The organism is Saonia sp. (assembly GCF_056326165.1).
On sequence record NZ_JBWFBN010000023.1, the window covers coordinates 1 to 25,723 of the forward strand.

General features: G+C 34.5%; 23 protein-coding genes and 1 tRNA gene. 20 read left to right on the plus strand and 4 right to left on the minus strand.

The window, feature by feature from the left end:
- Positions 1-2 precede the first annotated feature (2 nt).
- The 4 genes from AC000W_RS14800 (at position 3) to AC000W_RS14815 (ending at position 2,909) form a co-directional block, all read left to right on the plus strand.
- Positions 3-75, plus strand: a tRNA-Phe gene (locus tag AC000W_RS14800).
- Between the two features lie 275 nt (positions 76-350).
- Positions 351-575 (plus strand): hypothetical protein, encoded by a 225-nt coding sequence (locus tag AC000W_RS14805; RefSeq protein WP_474749392.1) that lies wholly within the window; start codon positions 351-353, stop codon positions 573-575.
- Positions 576-663: 88 nt separating this feature from the next.
- Positions 664-1,638 carry a phosphotransferase gene (locus tag AC000W_RS14810; RefSeq protein WP_474749394.1) on the plus strand — a complete coding sequence of 325 codons (975 nt, stop codon included), beginning with the start codon at positions 664-666 and terminating at the stop codon, positions 1,636-1,638.
- Positions 1,635-2,909 carry an ADP-ribosylglycohydrolase family protein gene (locus AC000W_RS14815; RefSeq protein ID WP_474749395.1) on the plus strand — a complete coding sequence of 425 codons (1,275 nt, stop codon included), beginning with the start codon at positions 1,635-1,637 and terminating at the stop codon, positions 2,907-2,909. The genes AC000W_RS14810 and AC000W_RS14815 overlap by 4 nt, the downstream gene beginning before the upstream one ends.
- On the opposite strand, the gene AC000W_RS14820 is transcribed toward AC000W_RS14815, so the two are convergent.
- Entirely contained in the window at positions 2,899-4,452 is a 1,554-nt protein-coding gene (locus AC000W_RS14820; RefSeq protein ID WP_476658686.1) for a glycoside hydrolase family 32 protein, read from the minus strand. The two genes, AC000W_RS14815 and AC000W_RS14820, sit on opposite strands and share 11 nt — an antisense overlap.
- Before the next feature lie 77 nt (positions 4,453-4,529).
- Between AC000W_RS14820 and AC000W_RS14825 the strand changes: the two genes are divergently transcribed.
- The 5 genes from AC000W_RS14825 to AC000W_RS14845 are packed head-to-tail and all read left to right on the plus strand — an operon-like array spanning position 4,530 to position 8,395.
- On the plus strand, positions 4,530-5,207 hold the full coding sequence (locus AC000W_RS14825) for a TIGR04282 family arsenosugar biosynthesis glycosyltransferase (RefSeq protein ID WP_474749399.1): 678 nt from the start codon (positions 4,530-4,532) through the stop codon (positions 5,205-5,207).
- Positions 5,204-6,019 (plus strand): purine-nucleoside phosphorylase, encoded by an 816-nt coding sequence (locus AC000W_RS14830; protein ID WP_474749400.1) that lies wholly within the window; start codon positions 5,204-5,206, stop codon positions 6,017-6,019. The genes AC000W_RS14825 and AC000W_RS14830 overlap by 4 nt, the downstream gene beginning before the upstream one ends.
- Entirely contained in the window at positions 6,016-6,981 is a 966-nt protein-coding gene (gene arsM, locus AC000W_RS14835) for an arsenosugar biosynthesis arsenite methyltransferase ArsM (RefSeq protein ID WP_474749402.1), read from the plus strand. Before AC000W_RS14830 ends, arsM begins: the two co-directional genes overlap by 4 nt.
- 39 nt (positions 6,982-7,020) lie before the next feature.
- Positions 7,021-7,701, plus strand: coding sequence for a DUF547 domain-containing protein (locus AC000W_RS14840; RefSeq protein WP_474749403.1), 681 nt, complete (start codon positions 7,021-7,023; stop codon positions 7,699-7,701).
- Positions 7,688-8,395, plus strand: coding sequence for a TIGR04283 family arsenosugar biosynthesis glycosyltransferase (locus tag AC000W_RS14845; protein WP_474749405.1), 708 nt, complete (start codon positions 7,688-7,690; stop codon positions 8,393-8,395). The genes AC000W_RS14840 and AC000W_RS14845 overlap by 14 nt, the downstream gene beginning before the upstream one ends.
- Here the strand turns inward: AC000W_RS14845 and AC000W_RS14850 are convergent, their stop codons facing one another.
- Positions 8,396-9,469, minus strand: coding sequence for an N-acetylmuramoyl-L-alanine amidase family protein (locus AC000W_RS14850; RefSeq protein WP_474749407.1), 1,074 nt, complete (start codon positions 9,467-9,469; stop codon positions 8,396-8,398). It abuts the gene before it with no gap.
- Positions 9,470-9,559: 90 nt separating this feature from the next.
- Positions 9,560-10,561, minus strand: a complete 1,002-nt coding sequence (locus AC000W_RS14855) for a glycoside hydrolase family 113 (protein WP_474749409.1) — start codon at positions 10,559-10,561, stop codon at positions 9,560-9,562.
- Positions 10,562-10,684: 123 nt separating this feature from the next.
- Between AC000W_RS14855 and AC000W_RS14860 the strand changes: the two genes are divergently transcribed.
- From AC000W_RS14860 to AC000W_RS14880, 5 genes are read left to right on the plus strand one after another with little or no spacing between them, the layout of a single operon-like run.
- Positions 10,685-12,031 (plus strand): NAD(P)/FAD-dependent oxidoreductase, encoded by a 1,347-nt coding sequence (locus AC000W_RS14860; protein ID WP_474749411.1) that lies wholly within the window; start codon positions 10,685-10,687, stop codon positions 12,029-12,031.
- Positions 12,032-12,040: 9 nt separating this feature from the next.
- On the plus strand, positions 12,041-13,633 hold the full coding sequence (locus AC000W_RS14865; protein ID WP_474749412.1) for a 4Fe-4S binding protein: 1,593 nt from the start codon (positions 12,041-12,043) through the stop codon (positions 13,631-13,633).
- A gap of 41 nt (positions 13,634-13,674) precedes the next feature.
- Positions 13,675-16,077 (plus strand): alpha-L-rhamnosidase-related protein, encoded by a 2,403-nt coding sequence (locus AC000W_RS14870; protein WP_474749414.1) that lies wholly within the window; start codon positions 13,675-13,677, stop codon positions 16,075-16,077.
- A gap of 55 nt (positions 16,078-16,132) precedes the next feature.
- Complete coding sequence (locus AC000W_RS14875) at positions 16,133-16,825, plus strand: glycosyltransferase family 2 protein (RefSeq protein ID WP_474749416.1); 693 nt, start codon at positions 16,133-16,135, stop codon at positions 16,823-16,825.
- 1 nt (position 16,826) lies between these two features.
- A complete protein-coding gene (locus AC000W_RS14880) occupies positions 16,827-18,311 on the plus strand; it encodes a cellulose synthase family protein (protein ID WP_474749418.1) in 1,485 nt (494 codons plus the stop codon).
- Positions 18,312-18,360: 49 nt separating this feature from the next.
- Here AC000W_RS14880 and AC000W_RS14885 read toward each other — a convergent pair whose 3' ends face one another.
- Entirely contained in the window at positions 18,361-19,035 is a 675-nt protein-coding gene (locus AC000W_RS14885; protein WP_474749419.1) for a TetR/AcrR family transcriptional regulator, read from the minus strand.
- Between the two features lie 157 nt (positions 19,036-19,192).
- Here AC000W_RS14885 and AC000W_RS14890 point away from each other — a divergent pair, with 157 nt between their 5' ends.
- The 6 genes from AC000W_RS14890 to argG all read left to right on the plus strand — a co-directional run.
- Positions 19,193-20,794, plus strand: a complete 1,602-nt coding sequence (locus AC000W_RS14890) for a SulP family inorganic anion transporter (RefSeq protein WP_474749420.1) — start codon at positions 19,193-19,195, stop codon at positions 20,792-20,794.
- 25 nt (positions 20,795-20,819) lie between these two features.
- Entirely contained in the window at positions 20,820-21,449 is a 630-nt protein-coding gene (locus AC000W_RS14895) for a carbonic anhydrase family protein (protein ID WP_474749422.1), read from the plus strand.
- 19 nt (positions 21,450-21,468) lie between these two features.
- Positions 21,469-22,146, plus strand: a complete 678-nt coding sequence (locus AC000W_RS14900; protein ID WP_474749423.1) for a DUF2490 domain-containing protein — start codon at positions 21,469-21,471, stop codon at positions 22,144-22,146.
- Between the two features lie 277 nt (positions 22,147-22,423).
- Complete coding sequence (locus AC000W_RS14905) at positions 22,424-23,737, plus strand: MptA/MptB family glycosyltransferase (RefSeq protein WP_474749424.1); 1,314 nt, start codon at positions 22,424-22,426, stop codon at positions 23,735-23,737.
- Between the two features lie 217 nt (positions 23,738-23,954).
- Positions 23,955-24,560, plus strand: coding sequence for a GNAT family N-acetyltransferase (locus AC000W_RS14910; protein WP_474749425.1), 606 nt, complete (start codon positions 23,955-23,957; stop codon positions 24,558-24,560).
- On the plus strand, positions 24,557-25,723 hold a 1,167-nt coding region (argG, locus tag AC000W_RS14915; RefSeq protein WP_474749427.1), incomplete at its 3' end, for an argininosuccinate synthase. The genes AC000W_RS14910 and argG, both read left to right, overlap by 4 nt.

Genomic DNA, 25,723 nt, shown 5'->3' on the forward strand with positions numbered 1-25,723 from the left:
ATGGTGCCTTAGCTCAGTTGGTAGAGCAATGGACTGAAAATCCATGTGTCCCTGGTTCGATTCCTGGAGGCACCACTTAAATCCCGATTCTTAGGAATTGGGATTTTTTGTATTTAGTTAATAAATAGTTTCTACTGATTATGAAAACAAAATTAATTTATATACATTAGTCAATCGGGGAAGTTTTAGGCTTATTTAACTTTCCATCAAAAAACATTAAAGTTTAAATAAAAAGCCCGTTTAGAATAAGAAAAAGTCTCGTCCATATAGATAAGCACTATATACCAATAAGATAAGACAATTATTTTTACTTGTATAAGCAAGGGTCAAGAATTAATTTTACAACAAAAATGGAACTACTAGAGAAAGCTCTTGAGTTTGAGCAGAGGAAAATGTCCAATATGTCCACGAGTGATAGAGTTGCCGCTACAAGAGAGGCAAAAGCATTGATTTTATCTATCAACGAAATTTACAAAGAGACCAAGGATGCTGATTTAATGGATGTGATGAAAAGACTTACCGTAAAGAAAAAGAAAATAGAAAAAAGGCTTAACGGATTACCAAAAAACCTTTAAGGTCATTCTTTCTATAAAATTAGATTTCAACTACAAAGCAGTTATATATCATAGATTATTATCTTAGTATTTCTTAAAAGAAATTGCTTTGGTATTTATTAATGTTGAAACTCCACTTATTGAGTTGCAAAACTATCTTTTTTATCTGGATTTTTTAAATTCTAATAGAGAAGAGGTGTTATCAATCGAAAAACCTGGAGAAGGGAATATGAATGTTGTTCTTAGAGTTAGAACTAATGAACGTTCTTTTATCCTTAAACAGTCTAGACCCTATGTTCAAAAATATCAGCAGATTGAAGCTCCTATTGAACGCGTTGATGTAGAGCATCAATTCTATACAACTATTCAGGATGAGAAATTGATAGGCAGCATTCCTAAAATTATAAATTACAATGCTCCTGAGCATTTACTTATGATTGAAGATTTAGGGGAATGTAAGGACATGACTTTCATTTATGAAAACAGAAAGATTTATATTAAACCTCTCATTGAGTTAATTCAGTTTCTCAACATTATTCACGTTAAAAGTGTAGAAGAAAATTTTTCTAAAAATTTGGGATTACGGCAATTAAACCATCAGCACATCTTTGTATTGCCTTTTTTGGAAAATAATGACTTTCCGTTAAATGATATACAAGATGGCTTACAAGAACTTTCCATACCATACAAAAAGGATACTGCTTTGAAAAAGATAGTTCATAGAATTGGGGAAAAATACTTACAGGAAGGTAATGTTCTAGTACATGGTGATTATTATCCTGGCAGTTGGATGTCTAAAGAGAACAACATATATGTAATTGATCCTGAATTCAGTTTTGTTGGGTTTGCTGAATTTGACCTTGGCATTATGTTGGCCCATTTGAACATAGCAACTATGGAAGGCTATTTTCTTGATGTAATTTTAGAACATTACAATCACAAAGTGGATACCAAGCTAATTAGACAGGTTGCTGGGATAGAGATTATGCGCAGATTAATTGGCCTTGCCCAGTTACCTTTAGACAGAACGTTGCAGGAAAAAGATTCTCTATTGCAAAGCGCTAGAAAAATGATTTTATCATGAAAAAACATATCTTATATGGCTTGATTGTTTTACTGCTTTTTTCTTGTAAAGAAGAATCTAAATCCGCAGTTGTTGATATTCCGCAACCCATAAGAAGCAATTATGGCGAACAGACCCTTAACTTATCAGAAAACGAATATTACGACAAGGTATTGGGGGCCTTGGTAGGCTCAGCAATTGGTGATGCCATGGGAGCTTCAACAGAAATGTGGCATAGAACCGATATTCAAAAAAAATATGGATATATTACCGGGCTTACGCCCGCTGTTAGATTACAGTCCCCGGAGGGAACTTGGGACCACAATCTTTCCCCTGGTGCTACCACCGATGATACCCGTTGGAAATTATTGGCCACCAAGTATTTCTCAACCTACGGTTCTGAAATGGAACCAGAACATTTTGCTGATTTTATAGTTGAATATTATCAATCCCTTACAAAGGATTTAGTTGCTGAGGAAAATCTCATAAATACGGATGCCTTAGACCATCAGATTGAAAAAATAGATTGGATAAAGGAATGGACACGCGTTGCCTTGGGCTATCAAAAAGGAAATACAGCATATTTACAGGCCATGAATCGTTTTTATGGTGGTGAAATGTCCTGCGCTGGTATGCTCTACAGCCCCATGTTTGGTTTAACCGCCAAAAATCCAACCGAAGCTTACTCAATGGCATATGACCATACCCTTTTTGATATAGGATATGCGAAAGACATTTCAAGTTTGGTTGCAGCTATGACAAATACTGCTATGCAGACAAATGATTTGGATTCTATTTTAAATACAGCTGTTTTTGTAGACCCATATCATTATCAAGATAGCAGATTAGTGGGGCGTATTTCTCTTGATTTGGCAACAAGAGGTGAAAATGCCGTATTAGATGCAAAAAAAGTGCTAATAGATGAAAATTTTGCAGGTCAAGTACCAAGTGGATTTTTAGGAACTAATTTGGATTGGCAACAACAGGAATTTGTTTATCAAATCTTAGAAGACAATCAAAAAGCTATTCCCTTCCATTCAGGTGAAATTTGGCAAATTCTCTTTACTGGGCTCAAATTTGGAGAAGGAGATTTTACAAAGACCTTGCAATTTATTGTGAACTATGGTCGGGATAATGATACAGTCGCCGCAGTTGCTGGAATGATTTTGGGTGCAAAGAATGGATATTCCCAATTGCCTAAAGACTTAAAAGAACAGGTTATTCGAGTTAATAAAGAGAATATGGGTATTGACTTGGAAGTTTTGGCAAAAGAACTGGTTTCTACCAAATAGACTTTACCTTGTTTATTTCAACATCTTTATATACAGATTGAATTTCTGATGTGTTTTCTATTAGCAGATTTGTATATAATTCGTTGGGGAAAATCTGAGCCGTCATTACATACTGTCCCTTATTGATAAAAACTTCTACTGATGACCAATCCATTAAAATTTTAATTTCATATTCCCCTTCAGGTAAATTGGAAATGGGCATACTTTGAATTTCTCCAAAAGATTCTTTAAAGTCAATTTCCCCAGATTTGCTTCGGTCAATTGAGAAGAGTTTCTTTTGAGTATCCATACCCAATATCAATTCTTCATTCTTTTCATTTTTAAAAACCAGATTAAAATCTCTTGCCGAAGTTGTAAATTTCACTTCAGCTTGATTAAGATTTTCAAAACCGAATTCCTTTGTTCGCCCTGCATCAAGATTAAAAGTTTCCTTTGTTCCCTTTTCAACAATGTTTTCAAAACTTTCTAAAGGATAATTGATTAATTCATAGGTGTCTCCTACTTTCTCTAATGACAATTTTCTAGGAACGGTCATGGCACTGCGCCATTTTTCTGTGGGTGTATCCCTTGCATAATTCCAGTTGCTCATCCATCCAATAAAAACGCGGTCATTATTAGGAATGTTATTGTATGTAACACCTGCATAATTATCTGTTCCCCAATCTATCCATTTATGTTCTTGTTGGTCAGATGTGAAAGTTTCTCCATCAAAATCGCCAATAAAATACTGTGTGCCGCTCCCTCCATTTGGTGCACCAGGATTAATACTAATTAGTAAAATCCATTTTTCCTCATCAGTTCCTTCAACTTTTAAAGGAAACATATCTGGACACTCCCAAACACCACCATGTGCTCCTTGGTTTTTTCCAAACTCACTTATCTTCTCCCAATTTATTAAATTATCTGAATTCCAAATCTGTAAATGGTCACCAGCTACTAAAAGCATTGTCCATTTATCAATTTTACTGTTCCAAAAGACTTTGGGGTCCCTAAAGTCCTTTATTCCCTCATTCCCTATTACAGGATTTCCTTCATATTTTGTCCAAGTCTCACCATTGTCCAAACTATAGGCAATACCTTGAGTTTGATAGTCCGTTCTACCAGCCTCTTCACCTTCCATAAGGTGATACGTGAAAATGGCCACCAAAGGTGGATTATCTTTAGCGCCCAAACCAGAGGAGTTTGAAACATCCACAACAGCACTTCCAGAAAAAATAAGTCCATGCTCATCTGGAAACAATGCGATAGGCTTATGTTCCCAATGAATCATATCCTTACTCACAGCATGTCCCCAATGCATGGGTCCCCAAACAATATCATCTGGATAATATTGATAAAAAAGATGATAAACTCCTTTATGATACACCAACCCGTTAGGATCATTCATCCATTTTTCTGCAGGTGAAAAATGATATTGAGGTCTAAAGTCTTCTTGGTAAATACCTGTCATTTTTTCTTTAACGCTATTCTGTTCTTTTTCTTCTTTGCAAGAAAAGCAAATTATAAACGACAGTATAATAAAAACTCTTAAAAAGTGACTCATAATGTTCCAATCATTTAGAAAACCTCCTCATATAAAGTATCTTTGAATATGTTAATTTACAAACTTAAAATCAAAAAATGGGTATCCTAAATAATATAACTGAAGAACGAGACAAGCTGACCGTTCATTTTAGTTTGGTGGATTCCAAAGACCTATTAATCATCTTTACACGTAATCCAGAACTGGGTAAATGCAAGACCCGATTAGCAACTATAGTTGGGGACGAAACAGCATTGAATATATATAAATTTCTACTGAATCATACCGTTACCATTACAAATAGACTTTCTGTGCACAAACAAGTACACTACTCCGAAAAGATATGGAACAATGATATTTGGGACACCTCAATTTTTGATAAAAAATTACAACAAGGGAATGATTTGGGGGAACGAATGAGCAAAGCTTTTTATAATGGTTTTGCTGATGGATTTAAAAAAATATGCATCATAGGGAGTGATATGTATGATTTAGCTCAAGTAGATTTGGAAACTGCTTTCTCTGCCTTGGACCAAAACGATTTTGTTCTTGGCCCAGCCATGGACGGAGGGTACTATTTACTTGGAATGAAAACTTGGAAACCAGCACTTTTTGAAGACAAAAATTGGGGAACAGATTCTGTACTGAAAGACACCCTAAATGATTTAAAAAATGAAACCGTTAAATTGTTGGAAACCAAGAATGATGTGGATGTGTACGATGATATTAAAAGTGTCCCTGCATTTCAATCTTTTTTAAAAGACATTAAAATATGACAAGCAAACAATTACAAGAATCCGTTGATTATCTAATAAGTAAAGGTTTTGACACCCCAGAAATTGGTGTAGTCCTAGGCACAGGACTGGGAAAGTTAGGGGATGAAATAGAAGAGCCAATTGTGGCACATTATCACAACATTCCTTCTTTTCCTATAGCTACTGTTGAATTCCATTCGGGGAAGCTTATTTTCGGAATCTTGGAGGGTAAAAAAGTGGTGGTCATGGAAGGACGTTTTCATCTATATGAAGGCTACGACCTTATAGATGTCACCTATCCAATTCGTGTAATGCACCTATTGGGCATAAAAACCCTTTTTATTTCCAATGCAGCTGGCGCCATCAACCTAGATTATAAAAAGGGAGACATAATGTTAATTGAGGATCATATTAACCTGCAAGGTGGCTCACCTTTGGCCTTTAAAAATGTTGGAGAATTTGGAGACCGCTTTGTGGATATGGGAGAACCATATGACATAGATATGTGTCGTAAATTAAAAGAAATTGCCAAAAAAGAAGACATTTCATTAAAATCTGGTGTCTATGCTTCTGTAGTGGGGCCACAACTAGAAACCAAGGCAGAATATCGAATGCTAAAAATAATTGGCGCCGATGCCGTTGGAATGAGTACAGTACCAGAAGTAATTGTTGCCAATCATTTACGACTACCCATTGTAGCTGTTTCAGTCTTAACAGATGAATGTGATCCGGATAATTTGCAACCAGTTAACATTCAAGAAATTATAGAAATAGCAGGCAACACAGAGCCAAAAATGATTAAGTTATTTAAAGAATTGATAAAAATTATATGAGTTATTTAGAAGCAACAGCTGACCTATACAAAGAAGCTGCAATAACCCCGGATGTAGGCCTTTGTTGTACCACAAACCCTATTTGGCAATTTCCAGGACTTTCTATCCCAAAAATAATGCAGGAAATGAACTATGGTTGTGGTAGTACGGTTTCTCCTCAAGATTTAATCAACAATCCTAAAGTATTGTATGTAGGTGTAGGTGGTGGTATGGAGTTGTTACAATTTGCATACTTCTCTAGACAAAAAGAAGGTGTTACAGGGGTTGATATGGTTGATGAAATGTTGGAAGCCTCAAGAAAAAATTTTAAGGTTGCAGAAAAAGAAAATGATTGGTTTAAAAGTGATTTTGTAAACCTTGTGAAAGGCGACGCTTTAAATCTACCTGTTGAAGATGAAAGTATTGATGTTGCAGCACAGAACTGTCTTTTTAACATTTTTAAAATAGAAGACCTTAAAAAAGCTGTTTCAGAAATGTACCGTGTACTTAAACCTCATGGACGATTGGTTATGAGTGATCCCATTTGTGAGCAACCTATAAATGATACTCTTAGAAATGATGATAGATTGCGTGCTTTGTGTTTAAGCGGTAGCATTCCACTAAAAGACTATGTAAGAGTTTTGACGGATGCTGGTTTTGGCACTATTGAAATTAGAGCAAGAAAATCGTACCGAGTATTATCTCCCAACCATTATCCCACTGGTGAATTAATTTATATTGAATCCATTGAAATTGCTGCCATAAAAGACCCAATGCCAGAAGATGGGCCGTGTATGTTTACTGGCAAAACAGCTATTTATTATGGTGATGAGGAATATATAGATGATAAAAAAGGTCACGTTCTTATTCAAAATCAACCCATAGCTGTTTGCGATAAAACTGCTGCTGCTTTGGCTACGTTTAGCGACCAAATTCATATTAGCGAAAGTACATGGCACTATAATGGTGGGGGTTGTTGTTAATTGTTATCCATGATGGTAAAATCTATATCAATTCTAACTATGTTTTTTTTTCTTGGCAGCCTTAATGCCCAGAAAAATATGCATTCAACATGGGAAAACCTACTAAAAAAACATGTAGCAGAAAATGGCGATGTAAATTACAAAAGCTTTAAAAGTGATGCTGATGCATTAAACGGTTATTTGAATGATATGGCATCCAATCACCCTGTCAAAGGTTGGAACAAAAATGAAGAACTGGCATATTATATCAATCTTTACAATGCAGCAACTGTAAAGCTGATTCTGAACAATTATCCCCTTAAAAGTATTAAGGACATTAAAAATCCATGGAGCAAAAAAGAGGTTTGGATTGGGGGCAAAAAATGGTCTTTGGGAGGGATAGAACATAAAATTCTTAGAAAAATGGGTGAACCAAGAATTCATTTTGCAATTAATTGCGCATCTTATTCTTGCCCAAAATTAATAAACGAGGCATACAATGCTTCTAAACTGGAAAACCAATTACAAAAAGCAACTATAGATTTTTTAATTGATTCTAGTAAAAATATCCTTTCAGAAAAGAAAATACAGCTTTCCAAAATATTTAAGTGGTATGAAAAAGATTTTACAAAAAAAGGTTCTTTGGTAGATTATATAAACTCATATTCAAAAAAGAAAATATCCCAAAACTCGGAGATTGAGTATTTAGAATACAACTGGACACTTAATGAAAAAAAGTAGTGAACAAAACATAAGTATTATTATTCCTGTTCTTAATGAAGAACAAAGCATAGGATTTCTATTATCATATATCAAGAAAAATAGTTCCGTCAAAAACATAAAAGAAGTATTGGTAGTAGATGGTGGAAGTGTGGACAATACTGCTGCTATTTGTAAAAATCATGAGGTTACTTTATTGAAATCCAAAAAAGGAAGGCCAAAGCAAATGAACCTTGGGGCCAAACATGCTACTGGGAGCATTCTTTACTTTTTGCATGCAGATACTTTTCCACCCAAAAACTTTGACCAACATATCATAAAAGCCGTTATAAAAGATAATGATGCGGGGTGCTTTAGAATGAAGTTTGACACCAGAAATCCTTTTCTGAAATTCTTTGCATTCCTAACGCGAATAAACCATAAAATATGTCGAGGGGGTGACCAATCTCTTTTTGTAAAAAAAGCAATCTTTAGCCAATTAAATGGGTTTGATGAAAAGTACATTATTTACGAGGATAGCGAATTCATAGGAAGGTTATATAAAGCAACAGATTTTGTTGTACTTCCAGAAAGAGTATTGACCTCAGCAAGAAAATATAAAGATAACGGCACTTTTAGGTTGCAGTTCCATTTTGGAATGATCCATTTAAAAAACTTATTTGGGGCTAACCCAGAAGAATTACATAGTTACTATAAAAAACATATTCTGGAATAGCTATTTATCACCATCAAATTTAACATTTGTAATAGCTTCACTGGAGAGTTTCAACGGGTCATTTTCCTTATCCATTAATACACCTTGTGCTATCCAATTGGCAAGTGCCTGTCTATTATCTGGATTTAAAATTCTTTTCTGATCTTTTTGATTTCGTATGTTTCCAATTTCTATATAGGCCATGGCAGGTAAAGTATTCTTTACCAAATACAAACTACTTCTGTCCGAAAAAGTTCCTGTATACTGCCTGTTAGGTTGGTATTTTCTGTATTTTTTCTTGAAAGTCTTGTGAATACTTTCTGCCAGTCTCTTTCCATTTTTGCTTTTTTCATGATGGTAAAAGAAAACATCTATATTCTGTCCTCTACTACGGCTATCTACATGAGTTACTAATAATCTTTGATATTTACCCGTATTTTGCAGGTACAACTTATTTACGATTTCCACTCGCTGTTCTAATCTAGCTAATTGTCCCTTTGGTATTTTTTGGTCTGGGTATACCACTTCATCACGGTCAATTTCCAAAGCTTCATCTTCTCTTATACCATCATTTTCATCCCTTACAATTATATACACCATTGCCCCATGGGAAAGTAGTTCTCTAGCCAACCTCAAGGTAACATCATAAGCGTATTCATCTTCCGCTATTGTTTTGCCTTTCATGGTCTCTATGGCACCAGGGTCTGGACCTCCATGGCCAGATACAAGGTAATAGACTGTACCTTCCAATTTTTTGCTTTTCGGAGTAACATTCGAGAATTTTTTGCCAAAAATTGGATACTTAGTACCTTCATCTAAATCTATTTCGGTACCCAGCTCCTTTACAGAATCTGGTGCATAGGGAATAATATATTCTTTCCCTTCCACCAAATGGCTTCCTAATTTAAGGTTATCTTCATTAAGGGCCACAAATTCAGCATAATACTTGGTTGGCTCAATTCCTTGCTTTCGTAAAATTGAATATATTCCGTCACCTTTTTGCGCTACAACTGTTACAAGAGAATCCTGTGAGTACAGTGCCTCAAGAGTGCACAAGACAATAAAAATAAAAAGGATAGGGCTTCTAAAATTCAAAATTGCAATATTTTACTACAAATGTTAACAAAAATATCGACTAAATGCAAGTCCAAAACATTATAAAAACTAAAAGTCTGGAGATATTTCCTAATATTGTGAATAAAAGGACTTTAAAACGTCTTCGGCAGGTTTGTTTTGGGGAGTAAACATATTATTTTCTGGTCCACCTACTTCATCATGCTGTATAAACCATTTCCATACAAAACCACCAGCAAACCATTCTTCTGTCCAGAACTCTTGTAATATGGCTGCAGTAGCATTTGCCTGTCCATCTAAATTTACACTATGGGCATCTCTATCAACCAACCATGGTTTCATACCTGTAAATTCCATACTTCTATAACCGTATTCCGTAAATAAAACAGGTTTGTTTTTTTCCATAGCAAGTTTGGAAATCTTTTCTTTATATGGTTGCCAACCCTCTCGCAGTTGTTCAACTGTTGGTACTTTTTCTTTGGATAAAGGAAAATAAGCATCAATTCCTATATAATCCAAATCCTCCCAAAAAGGTGTCCTTGGGTATTCATCCCAATTGGCAGCATATGTCAATTTTCCTTGGTAGACTGCCTTAATCTTTTTAATCAGTCCTTTCCAATATTCTGGTCTATTTCTTATAAATTGATCCAGCTCGGTACCAATACAAAAAAGTTCAGCTTTTGTTTCTTGGGCCATTTCGGCATAATTCAAAATAAACTTCTCGTAAGAGGCCTCCAAAATTTTCCACTCCTCTTCAGAATTCATTTTTAAACTTCCAGTAAATAGTCCCCTCCAAATCCATATTTGAGGTTTCACCATTACTTTAATATTATTTTTATGCAATAATTCTATGTACTGATTGGCTCCTTTTCTAGTTTCCCCCACCCATTGTCTATCTGTATCAAAAATCAATTCTGGAGAATTTAACTCTCTTATAAAACCAAAAGGCATAACTGCTGCATAGTTTGCATTTATATTTAGAACCGGATTAACGCTTTCTTGTGAAGGTATTTCTCTAGCGGCTACAAAGCTTACCCCGTTCATTTTTTTGACAGGTTCTTTGTGACATCCAAACTGCAATAGACAAAATAATAGAACTACTAACTTTTTCATTGATAATGAATTGAACTCCTAAAAATACTATAATCTACCTTAAATATTTAAAACTGTTCTAAATTAAACTCTCTTATTAAGTTCTTACCTTTAGAATCGACATACTATAGAAGCTATAAACAAATGGAACATATTGTTATTATTGGAAACGGAATTGCGGGCGTTTCAGCGGCTAGGCATATCCGAAAGTTATCAGATAAAAAAATAACCATTGTTTCAGCTGAATCTGACTACTTTTTTTCCCGTACAGCTCTCATGTATGTTTACATGGGACACATGAAGTTTGAACACACCCAACCTTATGAAAATTGGTTTTGGAAGAAAAATAGAATTGATTTAGTTAATGGGTTTGTCTCTAAAGTGAATCACAAGAACAAAGAGCTTTCACTGTCGAATGGCAAACAACTTTTTTACGACAAATTAATTATTGCCACAGGATCCAAACCCAATAAATTTGGATGGCCTGGACAAGATTTAAAAGGTGTGCAAGGATTGTACTCTAAGCAAGATTTGGAATTATTAGAAAACAATGCCCCAAACAAAAACGTATGCAAAAGAGCAGTCATTGTTGGTGGTGGACTTATAGGCATAGAATTGGCAGAAATGCTACGTAGTAGAGATATCCCTGTAACTTTTTTGGTTCGCGAAGCTAGTTTTTGGAATGGTGTTCTACCTAATGGCGAGTCCCAAATGGTTAATGAACATATAATAGAACATCATATAGATTTAAGATTAAATACTAATTTGGTAAAAATCCTTGCCGATGAGAATGGACGTGCAAAAGCGGTTACTACAGACAAAGGTGATACTATTGAATGTGATGTAGTTGGGTTGACCGCTGGTGTCACTCCAAACATTGATTTCTTAAAAGATTCAGGAATTGAATTGGGAAGAGGGGTTAAAGTAAACCGGTTATTAGAAACAAATATTAAAGATATTTATGCCATTGGTGATTGTGCTGAACAGCATGAGGCCATTGGTGACAGAAGACCTATAGAGGCGGTTTGGTATACAGGTCGTATGATGGGTGAAACGTTGGCCCAAACAATTTGTGATAATCCGACTGAGTACAAACCTGGACATTGGTTTAATTCCGCAAAATTCTTAGATATAGAATACCAAACTTATGGTTGGGTTTTTAGTGAAAGGGGAATGAAAGAACATGAAACTCATTTTCATTGGCGCCATCCCAAAGAAAAAATATGTATTACCGTAGCTTACAGTAAAGAGAACAACCTTTTTCTAGGTATCAACACTTTTGGAATACGCATGCGACATGAAATTTTTGACCGATGGTTAACAGAGAAACGTTCTATAGATTATGTAGTGGAACATTTGACTGATGCCAACTTTGACCCAGAATTTTATAGAACTTTTGAAAAAGAAATCATTTCAAAATATAATGATGAACTGGGGAAATCAATCAATCCTAAAAAGAAAAGTTTAAAACGAATTTTCCAAAAAGTATAAATCAACTAAATGAGTACATACGACAAAAGCATGGCATTAACAGGCCAGCCACCAGCTGCCTTAAGTATAGGTCAAAAAATGGCCACACTACTAGGCATGGCTGGTCTTGCAATTTTACTATTAGCTGCTTTCAATATTAATTTTCAGAATAAAAGTTTATGGTTGTCACTTTCCCTTTTGGGTATTTCAATTGGGGTTTTATGGTTTGCCTGGGATGCTTACAAAAGCAAACAACCCGGAATTAAAAATGACGGAGTATGGTTTAAATCTATTTCTAGTCGTGGCCTTTGGGGTTGGGTTGCTGGTATCGCATTGACCATTTTTTATATAATCCTCTATTTTTATCCGCAGTATCTAGGCTTGGTAAGCGATGGTAACAATAAAGGTGTTATTGGTTTATTTGACCCTCTAAGCAAATTACTTAGTGGCAACCCTGCCAGTCAATGGTTTGTTTATGGCGCACTTTACACCGTGGCAATCTTAGCTTTTGGAATTAAATTTCTATGGAAATATCGTCACAACAGATATGAAAAAATCCGAACCCTAAGTGTTATGTTCTTTCAAACGGCTTTTGCATTTCTAATTCCAGAATTCATGGCACGGTTAAATGGTGACAAGCTCAACCTGCCGTATTATGATTTAAAAAACATGTGGCCGCTTAACTACTATAATTTTGAGGGGTATAGAGTAAAAGCCTTCGTCAGTTCTGGCAACATTGGTTTGGCCATGTTACTATTTGGCATTATTTCAGTTTTTGTAATATCCCCCATATTAACCTACAAATATGGAAAAAGATGGTATTGCTCTTGGGTCTGTGGTTGTGGCGGTCTTGCAGAAACCATTGGCGACCCCTTTCGTCAATTAAGTAGTAAAAAACAAAGCGCATGGAAGCTAGAGCGTTGGTTAGTTCACATTGTTGTGGTCTTTGTAACCATAATGACTACAGCTGTTATTTACTCTTATTTAGGAAAAGATACTAGTAAATATTGGCTAACCAAACAGACATTTTTAATAGGTGTAGGGGTCGTTTTAACCCTTGTTTTTAGCCTAACCATGATTTTCAAACGAAAACAACTACAGAAAGATGCTCAATATGGAGCTATTGGATTTTTCGTGGTCATTATTGCCTTAATTGGACTTCATTTTTTTAGTGGTGATGGTAACATTTTCTTGGTTAAATCTGGAACACTACGCAAATCTTATTCCTTCTTAATTGGCAGTATATTTTCTGGTGTAATTGGCACTGGCTTCTACCCAATTCTTGGCAATAGAGTTTGGTGTAGGTTTGGATGTCCAATGGCAGCCATTCTTGGATTTCAACAAAAATTATTCTCAAAATTTAGAATAACTACTAACGGCGGACAATGTATTTCTTGTGGTAACTGCTCCACTTATTGTGAAATGGGAATTGATGTGCGAGCATATGCCCAAAAGGGTGAAAACATTGTGCGCTCTAGCTGTGTTGGCTGTGGCATTTGTTCTGCTGTTTGCCCTCGTGGTGTTTTAAAATTAGAAAACGGTCCATTAGAGGGCAGAATAGATAGCAACCACGTTTTACTTGGTAATGATGTAGATTTAATGACTATAGTGAATAAGAAATAATTCTGTTTGGGCATTGCACCAATTTTTCGGAAATTCATGCAATGAAAAACATTCTTCTACTATCTTTTCTTTTTACAGCTACACTTATTTACAGTCAAGAAGAATTAAACTATCCAACGCCTAAATACCTTGTTTCAGAAATTGATGCCAGTTGGGTAAGTCACCCTGATATTCATGGAGGTGAAGACACTATAATTCTTTTTAGAAACACTTTTGAAATTGAAAATAGTGATGAAGATTTTATCATAAACATATCGGCGGACAACCATTATTTCCTTTATGTAAATGGTAAAATTTTCACTCATGGACCTCAACTAAGTGATATCAAGCATTGGAAATACGAAACTTTAAACCTAAAAACATTCCTTAAAAAAGGGACAAATACGGTAGCTGTTAAGGTTGTGAATTTTGGAAAACGCAAGTTTCTTGGTTTTCAATCCATATACACGAGCCTTATGGTTAATGGTGTAACTGATAATGCCAAAATATTAACCACAAATGGAGATGGAGACAATTGGAAATGTAAAATTGATGTCTCATACAAAGCCATAGAAGTCAACTGGCGAGAACCGGGTGAAAAGTCTATCATTGGTGGTTTTTATGCCAACAATCCTACCGATTTTGTAGATAAAAATCAATATAGTACACATTGGAAGCTTTCTAGTCTAGACGATTCTGATTGGGAAAATACCAAATTCTATGAAAGTGCTAGTTCTATGGGTGGCTCTATCGCCTATCTATTAGAACCAAGAAATTTACCTTTACTTACATGGGAAAAAGAAGCAATTAAAGGTATTGTAAGATCTAAAAACTTAATAGCAGAAACCAATTTCCCGGCTTCAGGAGAGTTAACGCTACCACCAAATACCACCACTACTTTTTTAATTGACCAAAAGGTGGTTACAAATGGGTTTCCACAATTAACTTTTAGTCAAGGAAAAAATGCAAGCATAAAAATTAAATATGCCGAAAACCTATTTGGCGAAAACATAATCAAGGGAGATCGAAATATCATAGAAGGCAAAAAACTTTTTGGCTATTATGACCATATTATTTCAAACGGAAAAGACCTTCAAGAGTTTACACCAAATTGGATGCGCACTTTTCGGTTCATAGAATTTGAAATTGAAACCAAAGACCATGAATTACAACTTCATAGTTTTTTAAATTATAAATCTAGGTCTACCATTCCGTCCGTTGCGTCATTAAAAACAAACAACGAAACCTACAATAAGATTTTTGATATCTGCAAACGCACCATAGATATATGCACGCAAGACTATTTTTTAAGTGATGCATATTATGAAACCATGCAATACGTAGGCGATACTAAAATTCATGCTTTGTTGTGGCAAACTATGAGTGGCAATTTGGACCACACCAAAAATGCCATTCGGCAATTTCATCATTCACGCGATGCAGAAGGTAATATTTTGGGAGCCTATCCATTACGTTCTACCTTTATTTATCCTACATATTCCCTAGTTTGGGTAGATATGATAGCAAATTATTACAATGAAACGGGCGATACTACTTTTATAGAAACCTACAAAAGTGGAATTGAGCATACGCTAGATGGTTTTGAAAAGAATATGAATAAACAAAACCTCGTAAACAAAACGCAATACCGCTATTTTGTAGATTGGTATACAGGCCCAAATAATGGAGGAGGTACGGCAACAAAAAATGATGGTGAAAATTCTGCAGTGGTCAGTCTACATTATGTGCATGCTTTACTAAATGCTTCAAGTTTGTTTGAAGCCATTGGTGATACCGCTACCGCAAACACTTATAAATCTAGAGCCAAAGAAATTAAAAAAGCAGTTAATGATTTGTGTTTTGATGCTTCAAAAGGAATTTATGCAGAACGGCCAGACAAGACAATTTTTGACCAACATACCAATATAATGGCCGTATTAACAGATGCACTTCCGGCCGAGCAACAAGCAGCCTTATTAAAGACGATTTTAGAAGATGAATCTCTACTACAAGCCACTTATTACTATAGATATTATCTTTTTAAGGCCATAAAAAAGGTTAATGACCCTTCGCTTTTTGATGTTGCTCAAAAACCGTGGGAAGAACTTATAAAAATGAACATGACCACGACGCTTGAGCGTTTTGAATCTGTTACAAGTCCCACGCGTTCTGAAGTTCACCCGTGGAGTGCATCACCAGCATATTTCTATTTTAATTATTTAGCTGGCATCACATCAGTTAAAAGCAATTTTAAAGAAATAAAAATTGAACCCGTATTTGGCATTCTAAACAAAATGGAAGGGATTTTACCTACTCCTCAGGGTGAGATTCATTTTAATTTGAATAAGAAAAAGAACGTTTTATTTGCTGAAATAACGATTCCTAAAGGCACTTCTGGCTCTCTTTTATGGCATGGAGTGAAAACTACATTAAAAGAAGGGCAACACGAGTATAAATTGAAGTAATCTATAATTGTACATTTGTGACATAAAACCCGACTTAAGTACAATATACATTACAATGCAGACCACTATTAAAGTAATTATTCCCGCTTATAATGAAGCAGATTCTATTGCAAAGGTCATTGCAGAAATTCCAAATACGGTTTCAGAAATTATTGTTGTAAATAATAACTCAACTGATAAAACTGTTGAGAATGCCCAAGGAGCAGGAGCTACTGTCTTAACTGAAACTAGGAAAGGGTATGGGTATGCCTGTCTTTGTGGTATGGATTATATTTCCAAACAGTCCAAGAAGCCTCATATTATCGTATTTATTGATGGAGACTATTCGGATTATCCGGAAGAGCTTTCAAAAATTGTACAACCAATTATTGAAAAAGACGTGGATTTTGTAATTGGAGCACGGGTTAAAGAACTAAGAGAGGCAAATTCTATGACCCCTCAGCAAATATTCGGCAATAAATTGGCCACTTTTTTGATGAATCTGTTTTTCGGTGCAAAATTTACCGACTTGGGACCCTTTAGAGCCATAAAATATGGTAAATTGTTGGAGTTGCAAATGGAAGACAAGACCTATGGTTGGACAGTGGAAATGCAATTAAAAGTGCTTAAAAATAAATTAACATATACCGAAGTACCAGTGCATTACAAAAAAAGAATTGGAATATCAAAAGTGTCTGGTACTGTAAAAGGTAGTATCTTTGCAGGCGTAAAGATTCTAGGTTGGATTTTTAAATATAGCTTAAAATAAAATGGGACTAATAATTTCTTATATCATTATCGCTATTTATACTATTGCATTGCTATTGATATTCTTCTATAGCCTAGCTCAACTGAATCTTTTGATTAATTATCTAGGTTATAAAAAGAGAAATAAAGTAGCACCAAAATTTAATCTCTTAGACGGTAAAGAAGTTCCTTATGTAACCATACAACTTCCTGTTTACAACGAAGAATATGTGATGGAGCGTTTGCTAGAGAATATTGCCAAATTAGAGTACCCAAAAAGTAAGTTAGAGATTCAGGTGTTAGATGACTCTACTGATGACACTGTTATAGAAACTGCAAAACATATTGAAGCTCTTCAAAAAACTGGACTAGACATTACTCATATCCGTAGAACTAATAGGCAAGGTTATAAAGCAGGTGCTCTAAAAGAGGGATTGGAAATAGCTAAAGGTGAGTTTATCGCCATTTTTGATGCCGATTTTTTGCCAGATTCAGATTGGTTAAAAAAGACTGTTATCTATTTTAAAGACAAAGAAATTGGTGTTGTACAAACACGATGGGGGCATATAAACAGAGATTACTCTACACTTACAAGAATACAGGCCTTTGCCTTAGATGCTCACTTTACATTGGAACAGGTAGGTCGTAACTCTAAAGGTCATTTTATCAATTTTAATGGCACCGCAGGTATCTGGAGAAAAGAATGCATTTTAGATGCTGGTAATTGGGAAGGCGATACCTTAACAGAAGACCTAGATCTTAGCTACCGCGCCCAATTAAAAAACTGGAAATTCAAATACTTGGAAGATGTAGAAACTCCTGCTGAACTTCCTGTAGTTATAAGTGCTGCACGTTCACAACAATTTAGATGGAACAAAGGTGGGGCAGAAAACTTTAGAAAAACTGTTTGGAGTGTTGTTAAGTCCAAGAACATTCCTTTTAAAACAAAATTTCATGGCGTAATGCACCTACTGAACAGCTCTATGTTCTTATGTGTATTTATTGTTGCTTTATTAAGCATCCCCATGCTATACATTAAGAATATTTATGGTCATTTGGGATGGATATTTGAGGTAACAAGCTTCTTTATTGTAAGCACTATTATTCTTTTTGTCTGCTATTGGTTTACGTATAAAAGTATTCAAGGAAGTGGTTTTGATAAGTTTATAGACTATATAAAACTCTTCTTTACCTTTTTCTCTATTGCCTTAGGGTTTTCTTTGCACAACACCTTTGCCGTTTTAGAAGGTCATATGGGTAAACGTAGCGAATTTGTACGTACTCCAAAATTCAATATTAATAACATTTCTGATAGTTGGAAAGGCAATAAATACTTAGCAAAAAAACTATCTCCAAACATGATTTTGGAATTTGCATTAATGTTATATTTCCTTTTCGGAATGTACAGTGCCGTACCTCTAAATGATTTTGGACTCTTTCCCTTTCATTTAATGTTATTCTTAGGTTTTGGCTTTGTTTTCTTTAATTCGCTTACAGCTAAGGCTTAGTCTCTATTGCTTTTTTTATAATATTCAACAAATGTTGTGGGAATAAATTCTATGTTAATAATCTATTAGCAAAATAATTTAACATACTCTCTACCTCTTTTACATCATTTTTTTCAACGGTAATGTCTGTCAATCTAGGTAAGTGTCTTGCAAAGTATATATGGTTATTAGACATTTCAAACAAGTTGGTTGCTAAAGCAAACGGGTACTTAAACTCAGGGTTAACTTCTGATATTACTTGAGATACTGAATTTGCTAATTGCTTATAACTACTAAAAAACCCTTTAGAATTTTCATCATCAACATCCTTGGTGTGGTAGGCTTTACCGCCTTCCGAAATAAATATATTGTGCAGCTTACTCTCATTCACATAATCTACACTAGGGTTTTCTTGCGAGGCAAAAACAAAAGAATGGATAATAATTCTTAACTTTTTCTTTGGGTCATCTATATTTAAGGTATTAATAGTAATTAGGTAATTTACCCACTCCCAATACCAATTCACCAAAAATATTAATAAGAGATGCTTATTCTCAAAGTATCTGTAAATCGATGCTTCGGTTGAATTTATTTCGGCTGCTAATTTCTTAAACGTAAAAGCCTCAAAGCCAAATTCATCAATTAATATAATACTATACTGTATAATCTTTCTACCTAGCTTTGAATCTTGGGGCTCCTTAATATATAAGCCCTCATTTAAAGATATTTTAATTTCAATGCTCATTCCTTACCATATTAAGAATAAGCGAGTGCTTAATTCTAGTGGATTCTCAAAAGTAATAAAGTTTAACCATTTTTTATGATAGTAATACTATCATTTATAAAAGTATTATTATATTTGTGTTTGATTTTTGTTAAATCCTTAAAAAAAATTAGTGTTTATGAAAAATAATCTTTTATCAAATTTAAGAAGCGATATTCCAGCAAGTATTGTGGTATTCTTTGTTGCTTTACCCCTTTGTTTAGGTATTGCCTTAGCAAGTGGTGCACCTCTATTTTCTGGATTAATTGCAGGAATTGTTGGTGGAATTATAGTTGGAGGCCTTAGTGGTTCTAAAATTGGGGTAAGTGGCCCTGCAGCTGGGTTAGCTGCCATTGTATTAACAGCCATCGGTACCTTAGGCGGCTATGAGAACTTTTTAGTAGCTGTGGTTTTAGGAGGAATAATACAACTGATTTTCGGCGTTTTAAAAGCTGGTATTATTGGGTATTATTTTCCATCTTCTGTTATTAAAGGTATGCTTACTGGTATCGGAATTATTATTATTCTAAAACAGATTCCACACTTTTTTGGTTATGATTCTGACCCAGAAGGAGATTTTGCATTCTTTCAAATAGATGGTGAAAATACATTTTCTGAAATCTTTAATGCAATTAACAATATTAGCATAGGCTCAACCATAATTGGTTTAATAGCATTAGCTATTTTACTGCTTTGGAGTACTGTTTTATCCAAAAAAGAGAAGATTTTTCAACTAATTCAAGGGCCCTTAGTTGCCGTTGTTGCAGGTATTGTTTACTTTTTTGTTACGGAATCTAATGCTAAATTTGGAATTAGTGCTTCCCATTTGGTAAGTGTGCCTGTCCCAGACAATTTTGATTCTTTCTTAGGTCAATTTAGTTTTCCTAATTTTGCAGAAATTGGCAATCCTGACATCTGGATTGTAGCCTTTACAATTGCTTTGGTCGCTAGTTTAGAAACTTTATTGTGTGTAGAAGCTACCGATAAGCTAGACCCACATAAAAATGTGACACCTACTAACAGAGAACTATTAGCGCAAGGAACAGGAAATATTATTTCTGGATTAATTGGAGGATTGCCTATAACACAGGTAATTGTAAGAAGTTCAGCAAACATTCAATCCGGTGGACGAAGTAAAATGTCGGCAATTATTCATGGCTTTCTATTGCTAATTTCCGTGATTTTAATTCCTACATTATTAAATAAAATTCCGTTATCTGTTTTAGCGGCAATTCTACTAATTGTAGGTTACAAATTAGCAAAACCTGCATTATTTAAACAAATGTATAATTTGGGATGGAAACAAAGTATACCATTTACTGTAACTGTCTTAGGTATTGTATTTATTGACTTGCTTTATGGAATAGGTCTAGGTTTAGCTGTAGGTATTGTGGTAATTTTAATTAAAAGCTACCAAAATTCACACTTTTTACACAAAGAAGAAGGTCCTAAGGGGAAGAAAATAAAAATGACCTTAGCAGAAGAGGTTACCTTTTTTAATAAAGGCGCAATTCTTAATGAATTGGACAGCCTACCAAGTGATACCTCTTTAGAGCTAGATTTAATCAAAACCCGATATTTAGATTATGACATAATAGAAATTCTTGAAGATTTTCTTTTTAAGGCAAAAGAAAGAAATATCGATATTAAATTGGTATCCAAACGTGGTATTGAAGAGAACCCAGCCAGTTTTATAGAATTTTTTAGAACAAGGCCTCCGTCTAGATTAAGTTTAAGCTAAGCATTTTTAATAAATTAAAAACATTATGAAAGCACACACAAAAGAAACACAAGCATTGATGACACCTGAAATGTCATTACAACATTTAAAGGATGGAAATAAAAGATTCCAAGATAACCTAAAAGCAAATAGAGATTTAAAAGAACAGGTAAATGATACCAGTAATGGGCAATATCCTTTTGCTACCATTTTAAGCTGTATTGATTCTAGAGTGTCCTCAGAATTAATTTTTGACCAAGGTATCGGAGATATTTTTAGTGCTCGCATCGCAGGAAATTTTGTAAACGATGATATTTTGGGCAGTATGGAATTTGCTTGTAAATTGGCAGGCACAAAACTTATTGTCGTTTTAGGTCATACCACATGTGGAGCTGTAAAAGGAGCTTGTGACGATGCCAAACTAGGTAAGTTAACGGGTATGTTAGATAAAATTAAGCCTGCTGTTAATGCCTTAAAATTACCAGAAGATTCTAGTCTTAGAAACTCAAAAAATATTGAGTTTGTAAATAATGTGGCTGCAAAAAATGTACAATTAACTATTGATAAAATTATTGAGGATAGTGATGTATTAGCAGAAATGCAAAAAAATGACGAAATTCAAATTCTGGGAGCTATGTATGATATTCATACAGGAGCCGTAACTTTTTACGAATAACAAAAGATTAAAAACTTTTATGAAAAAAAATGTATCTAAAAATAAACTAATATTGGTAGCATTAATCCTTGGGTTAATGCTACCCACTATAGGGCAATCTCAAGAAAGTGATTTTGGAAATTGGCTCATCTATATTGGGAACAAAAAGTTGGGCCAAAAATGGAATTTGCACAATGAAGTTCAATACCGTAATTACAATGCTGTTGGCGACCTTGAACAATTGTTATTACGTACAGGGTTAGGTTTTACCTTTAATGAAAACAAAAACAATATTCTATTAGGTTATGGCTACATTTTATCTGAAAATTATGTAGGTGCAACGGACGAAAAAGTTTCAGTAAATGAGCATCGTATTTTTCAGCAATTTACTTCAAAACAGAGTATTGGTTCCGTTAAATTAAATCATAGGTACAGATTTGAACAACGTTTTGTTGAAAGCGATTTTAAAATGCGTTTTAGGTATTTTCTTGCCATCAATGTTCCTTTAACCAAAAAAGAAGACAAGAACTTTTATGCATCAGCATACAATGAAATATTTTTAAATACCAAAACATCAATTTTTGATAGAAATAGACTTTACGGCGGTATAGGATACCATATCAATGAAAATATAAGAATAGAAGCTGGTTATATGAACCAGTTTTTTGAAACCAGTAGTCGTGACCAATTTAACATTATCACCTTTGTGAATTTTTAATGGTGCCCCTTAAAATCTCATTAATCAAGAACAAGATTGATTATTAATTCAAGGACCTATTATAATTACAAAATACTTACGTGTTTTCAATTTGGTTAGTATTTTCAAAATTGCGTTCATTTTACAAATTCTTTAATATAAAGTTAGACAAAGCAAAGTTTTCTTTCCCTTTTTTATATCCATCCTTTCTTCTTAAATTCCCTAACCAAACCATATTGTACCAACTGTGTTTAAAAAGGGGCTAACATATTTTAAACTTCATAAATATCCAATCCTTATGGTTGTTGCCAGCATGGGGTTTTATGCAAGTTTTGCCTATGATTTGGACAGAACAGATTTTGTTAAACTCCTTTCCCTTTTTATAGCGCTCTTTTTTCTTTACTATAAGCTTATACAGTTTGAGAAATGGAATTTTAAATTTCTACTTGTTGTTGGTATACTCTTTAGATTGGTTTTTCTAATAGCAGAACCCAACTTATCCCAAGATTTTTATAGATTTATTTGGGATGGAGAACTTATTCAAAAAGGCATAAATCCTTATTTGTATACTCCAAATATATTATTGGAGCAAAAAGATTTTGCCGTTGCCAATGCCCAAGAACTTGTACATGGTATGGGTGGTTTAAGTGCTCGGCATTTTAGCAATTATCCTCCCTTAAATCAGTTACTTTTTACAATAGCTTCTTTTATTGGTGGTAAAAGTATTCTAAGCTCAGTTATTGCTATGCGGGTTTTGATTATTCTTTCAGATGTAGGCATTGTTCTTTTTGGTAAAAAATTATTACAAAACCTAAATAAACCCACCCATCTTATTTTCTGGTATTTTTTAAACCCTTTGGTAATTATAGAACTCACAGGGAATCTTCATTTTGAAGGTGCTATGCTTTTCTTTTTTGTGTGGGCCATGTATTTAGTCTCTATAAAAAAATGGGCTTTGGCGGCGCCAATTTATGCCTGTTCAATTTTATTAAAGCTAGTTCCCATTTTATTTTTGCCACTATTCCTATTCTATTTAGGGTTTAAAAAAAGCCTGTTATTTTATCTTGGTATTGGTGCAACTATTGCAATTTCTCTCGTGCCATTTTACTCACCAGAATTTGTAACCAACTATTCTAATACAGTGGACTTGTGGTTTTCCAATTTTGAGTTTAATGCAGGTTTTTATAACATCCTAAAAAAAATTGGAGTAACCTATTATGATGCCAAACCATGGAGGCTTATAAAAGAATATGGAGACCTAGTTCCATTTCTGGTCATTGGATTCACAATGTGTCTTACCTTTCTTAGGAACAATAAAAAACTAGATTCACTCATAAAATCCATGTTGTTAGTATTAACGTTTTACTATTTTCTATCTTCTACAGTACATCCATGGTATATCATTTCACTTTTATTATTGGTTGTTTTTACGAACCATCGTTTTGCCATTATATGGTCCGGCACAGTGGTTTTAAGTTATTTTGCCTACTCCATCCCAGACTTTAGAGAGAACCTTTGGCTCATCTCCATTGAATATTTTCTTGCTTTTGGCTATTTCGTGTATGAATTTTTAAAATTCCGTGGTAATAATGTGATATTTTCCAAAAATTAACGTTCTAATTATAAGAGTCCAATATAATTTGTACTTTTGACTTCCATGAAAGAACAAACAATCATATTTACTTTTGAGAGCAACTTTGCTCCCGTTCGTTCATTTATCCCTACTCGCCGTCGCCCGTAAGGGTGTATTTTATTATGGAAATAGGTGAGTCCATTTCCGCAAAGTTTCTAAAACATTTTTCCAATTTATTTAATAACCATATCTAGCAATGGAAATTACAATTGCTAACGAATCACATTCTAAATACGCTACAATCATTTCTGAAACCATTTCAGAATCGGCAAAAGTTCGTGGAACAGGTATTGCTAAACGTACACCTGAGTATATTCTACAACGTTTAAAAAATGGAAATGCCATTATTGCATTGGATAAGGGTAATTTTGCAGGGTTCTGTTATATAGAAGTTTGGGGCAACAAAAATTTTGTGGCTAATTCCGGTTTAATTGTACATCCAGATTACAGAAAACAAGGGTTGGCAAAAAAAATTAAAAGTGCTGTTTTTGAGCTTTCTAGAGAAAAATTTCCTGATGCCAAAATCTTTGGAATTACCACAGGACTTGCGGTAATGAAAATGAATTACGAACTGGGATACAAACCTGTTACTTTTTCAGAACTTACTGATGACCCAGAATTCTGGAAAGGTTGCCAAACCTGTAAGAATTTTGATATTCTAACGCGTACGGAACGAAAAATGTGCCTTTGCACTGGACTTTTATACGACCCAGAAGCAAAAGAAAACCTTGAAAAGGAAAAAAACAGAAAAAAATCAACAGAAAATAAAGAACAAGGAGTTCTAAAAAAAGAAAAAGAATGAGCAAATTAGTTTTAGCATATAGTGGTGGCTTAGACACATCGTATTGCGCAAAATATCTTTCTCAAGATAAAGGATATGAGGTACATGCAGTAAGTGTAAACACAGGCGGGTTTTCATCGGAAGAAATTGCAAGCATAGAAGAAAAGGCCATTCAACTAGGGGCACGCTCATATACCTCTATTGATGCCGTACAAACCTTTTATGATAAGGTAGTTAAATACCTCATCTTTGGTAATGTTCTAAAAAACAACACCTATCCCCTTTCGGTTAGTGCAGAACGAATTGTACAGGCCATAGAAATTGTAAAACACGCAAAAAAAATTGGAGCAAAATATATTGCCCACGGTAGCACAGGTGCCGGTAATGACCAAGTACGTTTCGATATGATTTTCCAAATCATAGCTCCAGAAATTGAAATCATTACACCGATTAGAGATAATACTTTGGCAAGAGAAGTTGAAATTGAATACCTTCAAAAAAACGGTGTTGATTACTCTTGGGAAAAAGCAAAATACTCTATAAACAGGGGGCTTTGGGGAACATCTGTAGGAGGTGAAGAAACTTTAACTTCAGACAAAAATTTACCAGAAAGTGCTTTTCCTAGTCAGGTTACCGAGCAAACACCTTCTGATGTAAAACTTACTTTTGAAAAAGGAGAATTGGTTGCTGTAAATGGGAAAAGTGACAACCCTGTCAATAATATTATTAAGTTAGAAGCTATTGCCTCTAAATATGGTATTGGTAGAGACATTCATGTGGGTGATACTATTATCGGAATTAAAGGTAGAGTTGGTTTTGAAGCCGCTGCTCCCCTATTGATTATTAAGGCGCACCATTTGTTAGAGAAACATACCTTGAGTAAATGGCAACAGTATCAAAAAGAGCAACAAGGAAATTTCTACGGCATGTTATTGCACGAAGGAAATTATCTGGATGAAGTAATGCGAAATATTGAAGCTTTCTTAACCGATACGCAAAGAAATGTTTCTGGTGATGTTCTGGTAACATTACACCCATACCGATTTGAATTGAACGGAATTAATTCCAAACACGACCTTATGAATGCCTCCTTTGGGACGTATGGCGAAGTAAATAAAGGTTGGACCGCTGATGACGCCAAAGGCTTCATCAAAATTTTGTCTAACGCAGGAAAAATTGCAACT

Excerpts from the sequence above, each read along its gene's own strand:
- AC000W_RS14905 (WP_474749424.1), top strand. The coding sequence starts at position 22,424 with ATGGTTGTTGCCAGCATGGGGTTTTATGCAAGTTTTGCCTATGATTTG.
- AC000W_RS14890 (WP_474749420.1), top strand. The coding sequence starts at position 19,193 with ATGAAAAATAATCTTTTATCAAATTTAAGAAGCGATATTCCAGCAAGT.
- AC000W_RS14880 (WP_474749418.1), top strand. The coding sequence starts at position 16,827 with ATGGGACTAATAATTTCTTATATCATTATCGCTATTTATACTATTGCA.
- AC000W_RS14825 (WP_474749399.1), top strand. The coding sequence starts at position 4,530 with ATGGGTATCCTAAATAATATAACTGAAGAACGAGACAAGCTGACCGTT.
- AC000W_RS14840 (WP_474749403.1), top strand. The coding sequence starts at position 7,021 with ATGTTTTTTTTTCTTGGCAGCCTTAATGCCCAGAAAAATATGCATTCA.
- AC000W_RS14820 (WP_476658686.1), bottom strand. The coding sequence starts at position 4,452 with ATGAGTCACTTTTTAAGAGTTTTTATTATACTGTCGTTTATAATTTGC.
- AC000W_RS14895 (WP_474749422.1), top strand. The coding sequence starts at position 20,820 with ATGAAAGCACACACAAAAGAAACACAAGCATTGATGACACCTGAAATG.
- arsM (WP_474749402.1), top strand. The coding sequence starts at position 6,016 with ATGAGTTATTTAGAAGCAACAGCTGACCTATACAAAGAAGCTGCAATA.
- AC000W_RS14875 (WP_474749416.1), top strand. The coding sequence starts at position 16,133 with ATGCAGACCACTATTAAAGTAATTATTCCCGCTTATAATGAAGCAGAT.
- AC000W_RS14900 (WP_474749423.1), top strand. The coding sequence starts at position 21,469 with ATGAAAAAAAATGTATCTAAAAATAAACTAATATTGGTAGCATTAATC.
- AC000W_RS14855 (WP_474749409.1), bottom strand. The coding sequence starts at position 10,561 with ATGAAAAAGTTAGTAGTTCTATTATTTTGTCTATTGCAGTTTGGATGT.
- AC000W_RS14910 (WP_474749425.1), top strand. The coding sequence starts at position 23,955 with ATGGAAATTACAATTGCTAACGAATCACATTCTAAATACGCTACAATC.
- AC000W_RS14885 (WP_474749419.1), bottom strand. The coding sequence starts at position 19,035 with ATGAGCATTGAAATTAAAATATCTTTAAATGAGGGCTTATATATTAAG.
- AC000W_RS14830 (WP_474749400.1), top strand. The coding sequence starts at position 5,204 with ATGACAAGCAAACAATTACAAGAATCCGTTGATTATCTAATAAGTAAA.
- AC000W_RS14860 (WP_474749411.1), top strand. The coding sequence starts at position 10,685 with ATGGAACATATTGTTATTATTGGAAACGGAATTGCGGGCGTTTCAGCG.
- AC000W_RS14805 (WP_474749392.1), top strand. The coding sequence starts at position 351 with ATGGAACTACTAGAGAAAGCTCTTGAGTTTGAGCAGAGGAAAATGTCC.
- AC000W_RS14870 (WP_474749414.1), top strand. The coding sequence starts at position 13,675 with ATGAAAAACATTCTTCTACTATCTTTTCTTTTTACAGCTACACTTATT.
- AC000W_RS14865 (WP_474749412.1), top strand. The coding sequence starts at position 12,041 with ATGAGTACATACGACAAAAGCATGGCATTAACAGGCCAGCCACCAGCT.
- AC000W_RS14815 (WP_474749395.1), top strand. The coding sequence starts at position 1,635 with ATGAAAAAACATATCTTATATGGCTTGATTGTTTTACTGCTTTTTTCT.
- AC000W_RS14845 (WP_474749405.1), top strand. The coding sequence starts at position 7,688 with ATGAAAAAAAGTAGTGAACAAAACATAAGTATTATTATTCCTGTTCTT.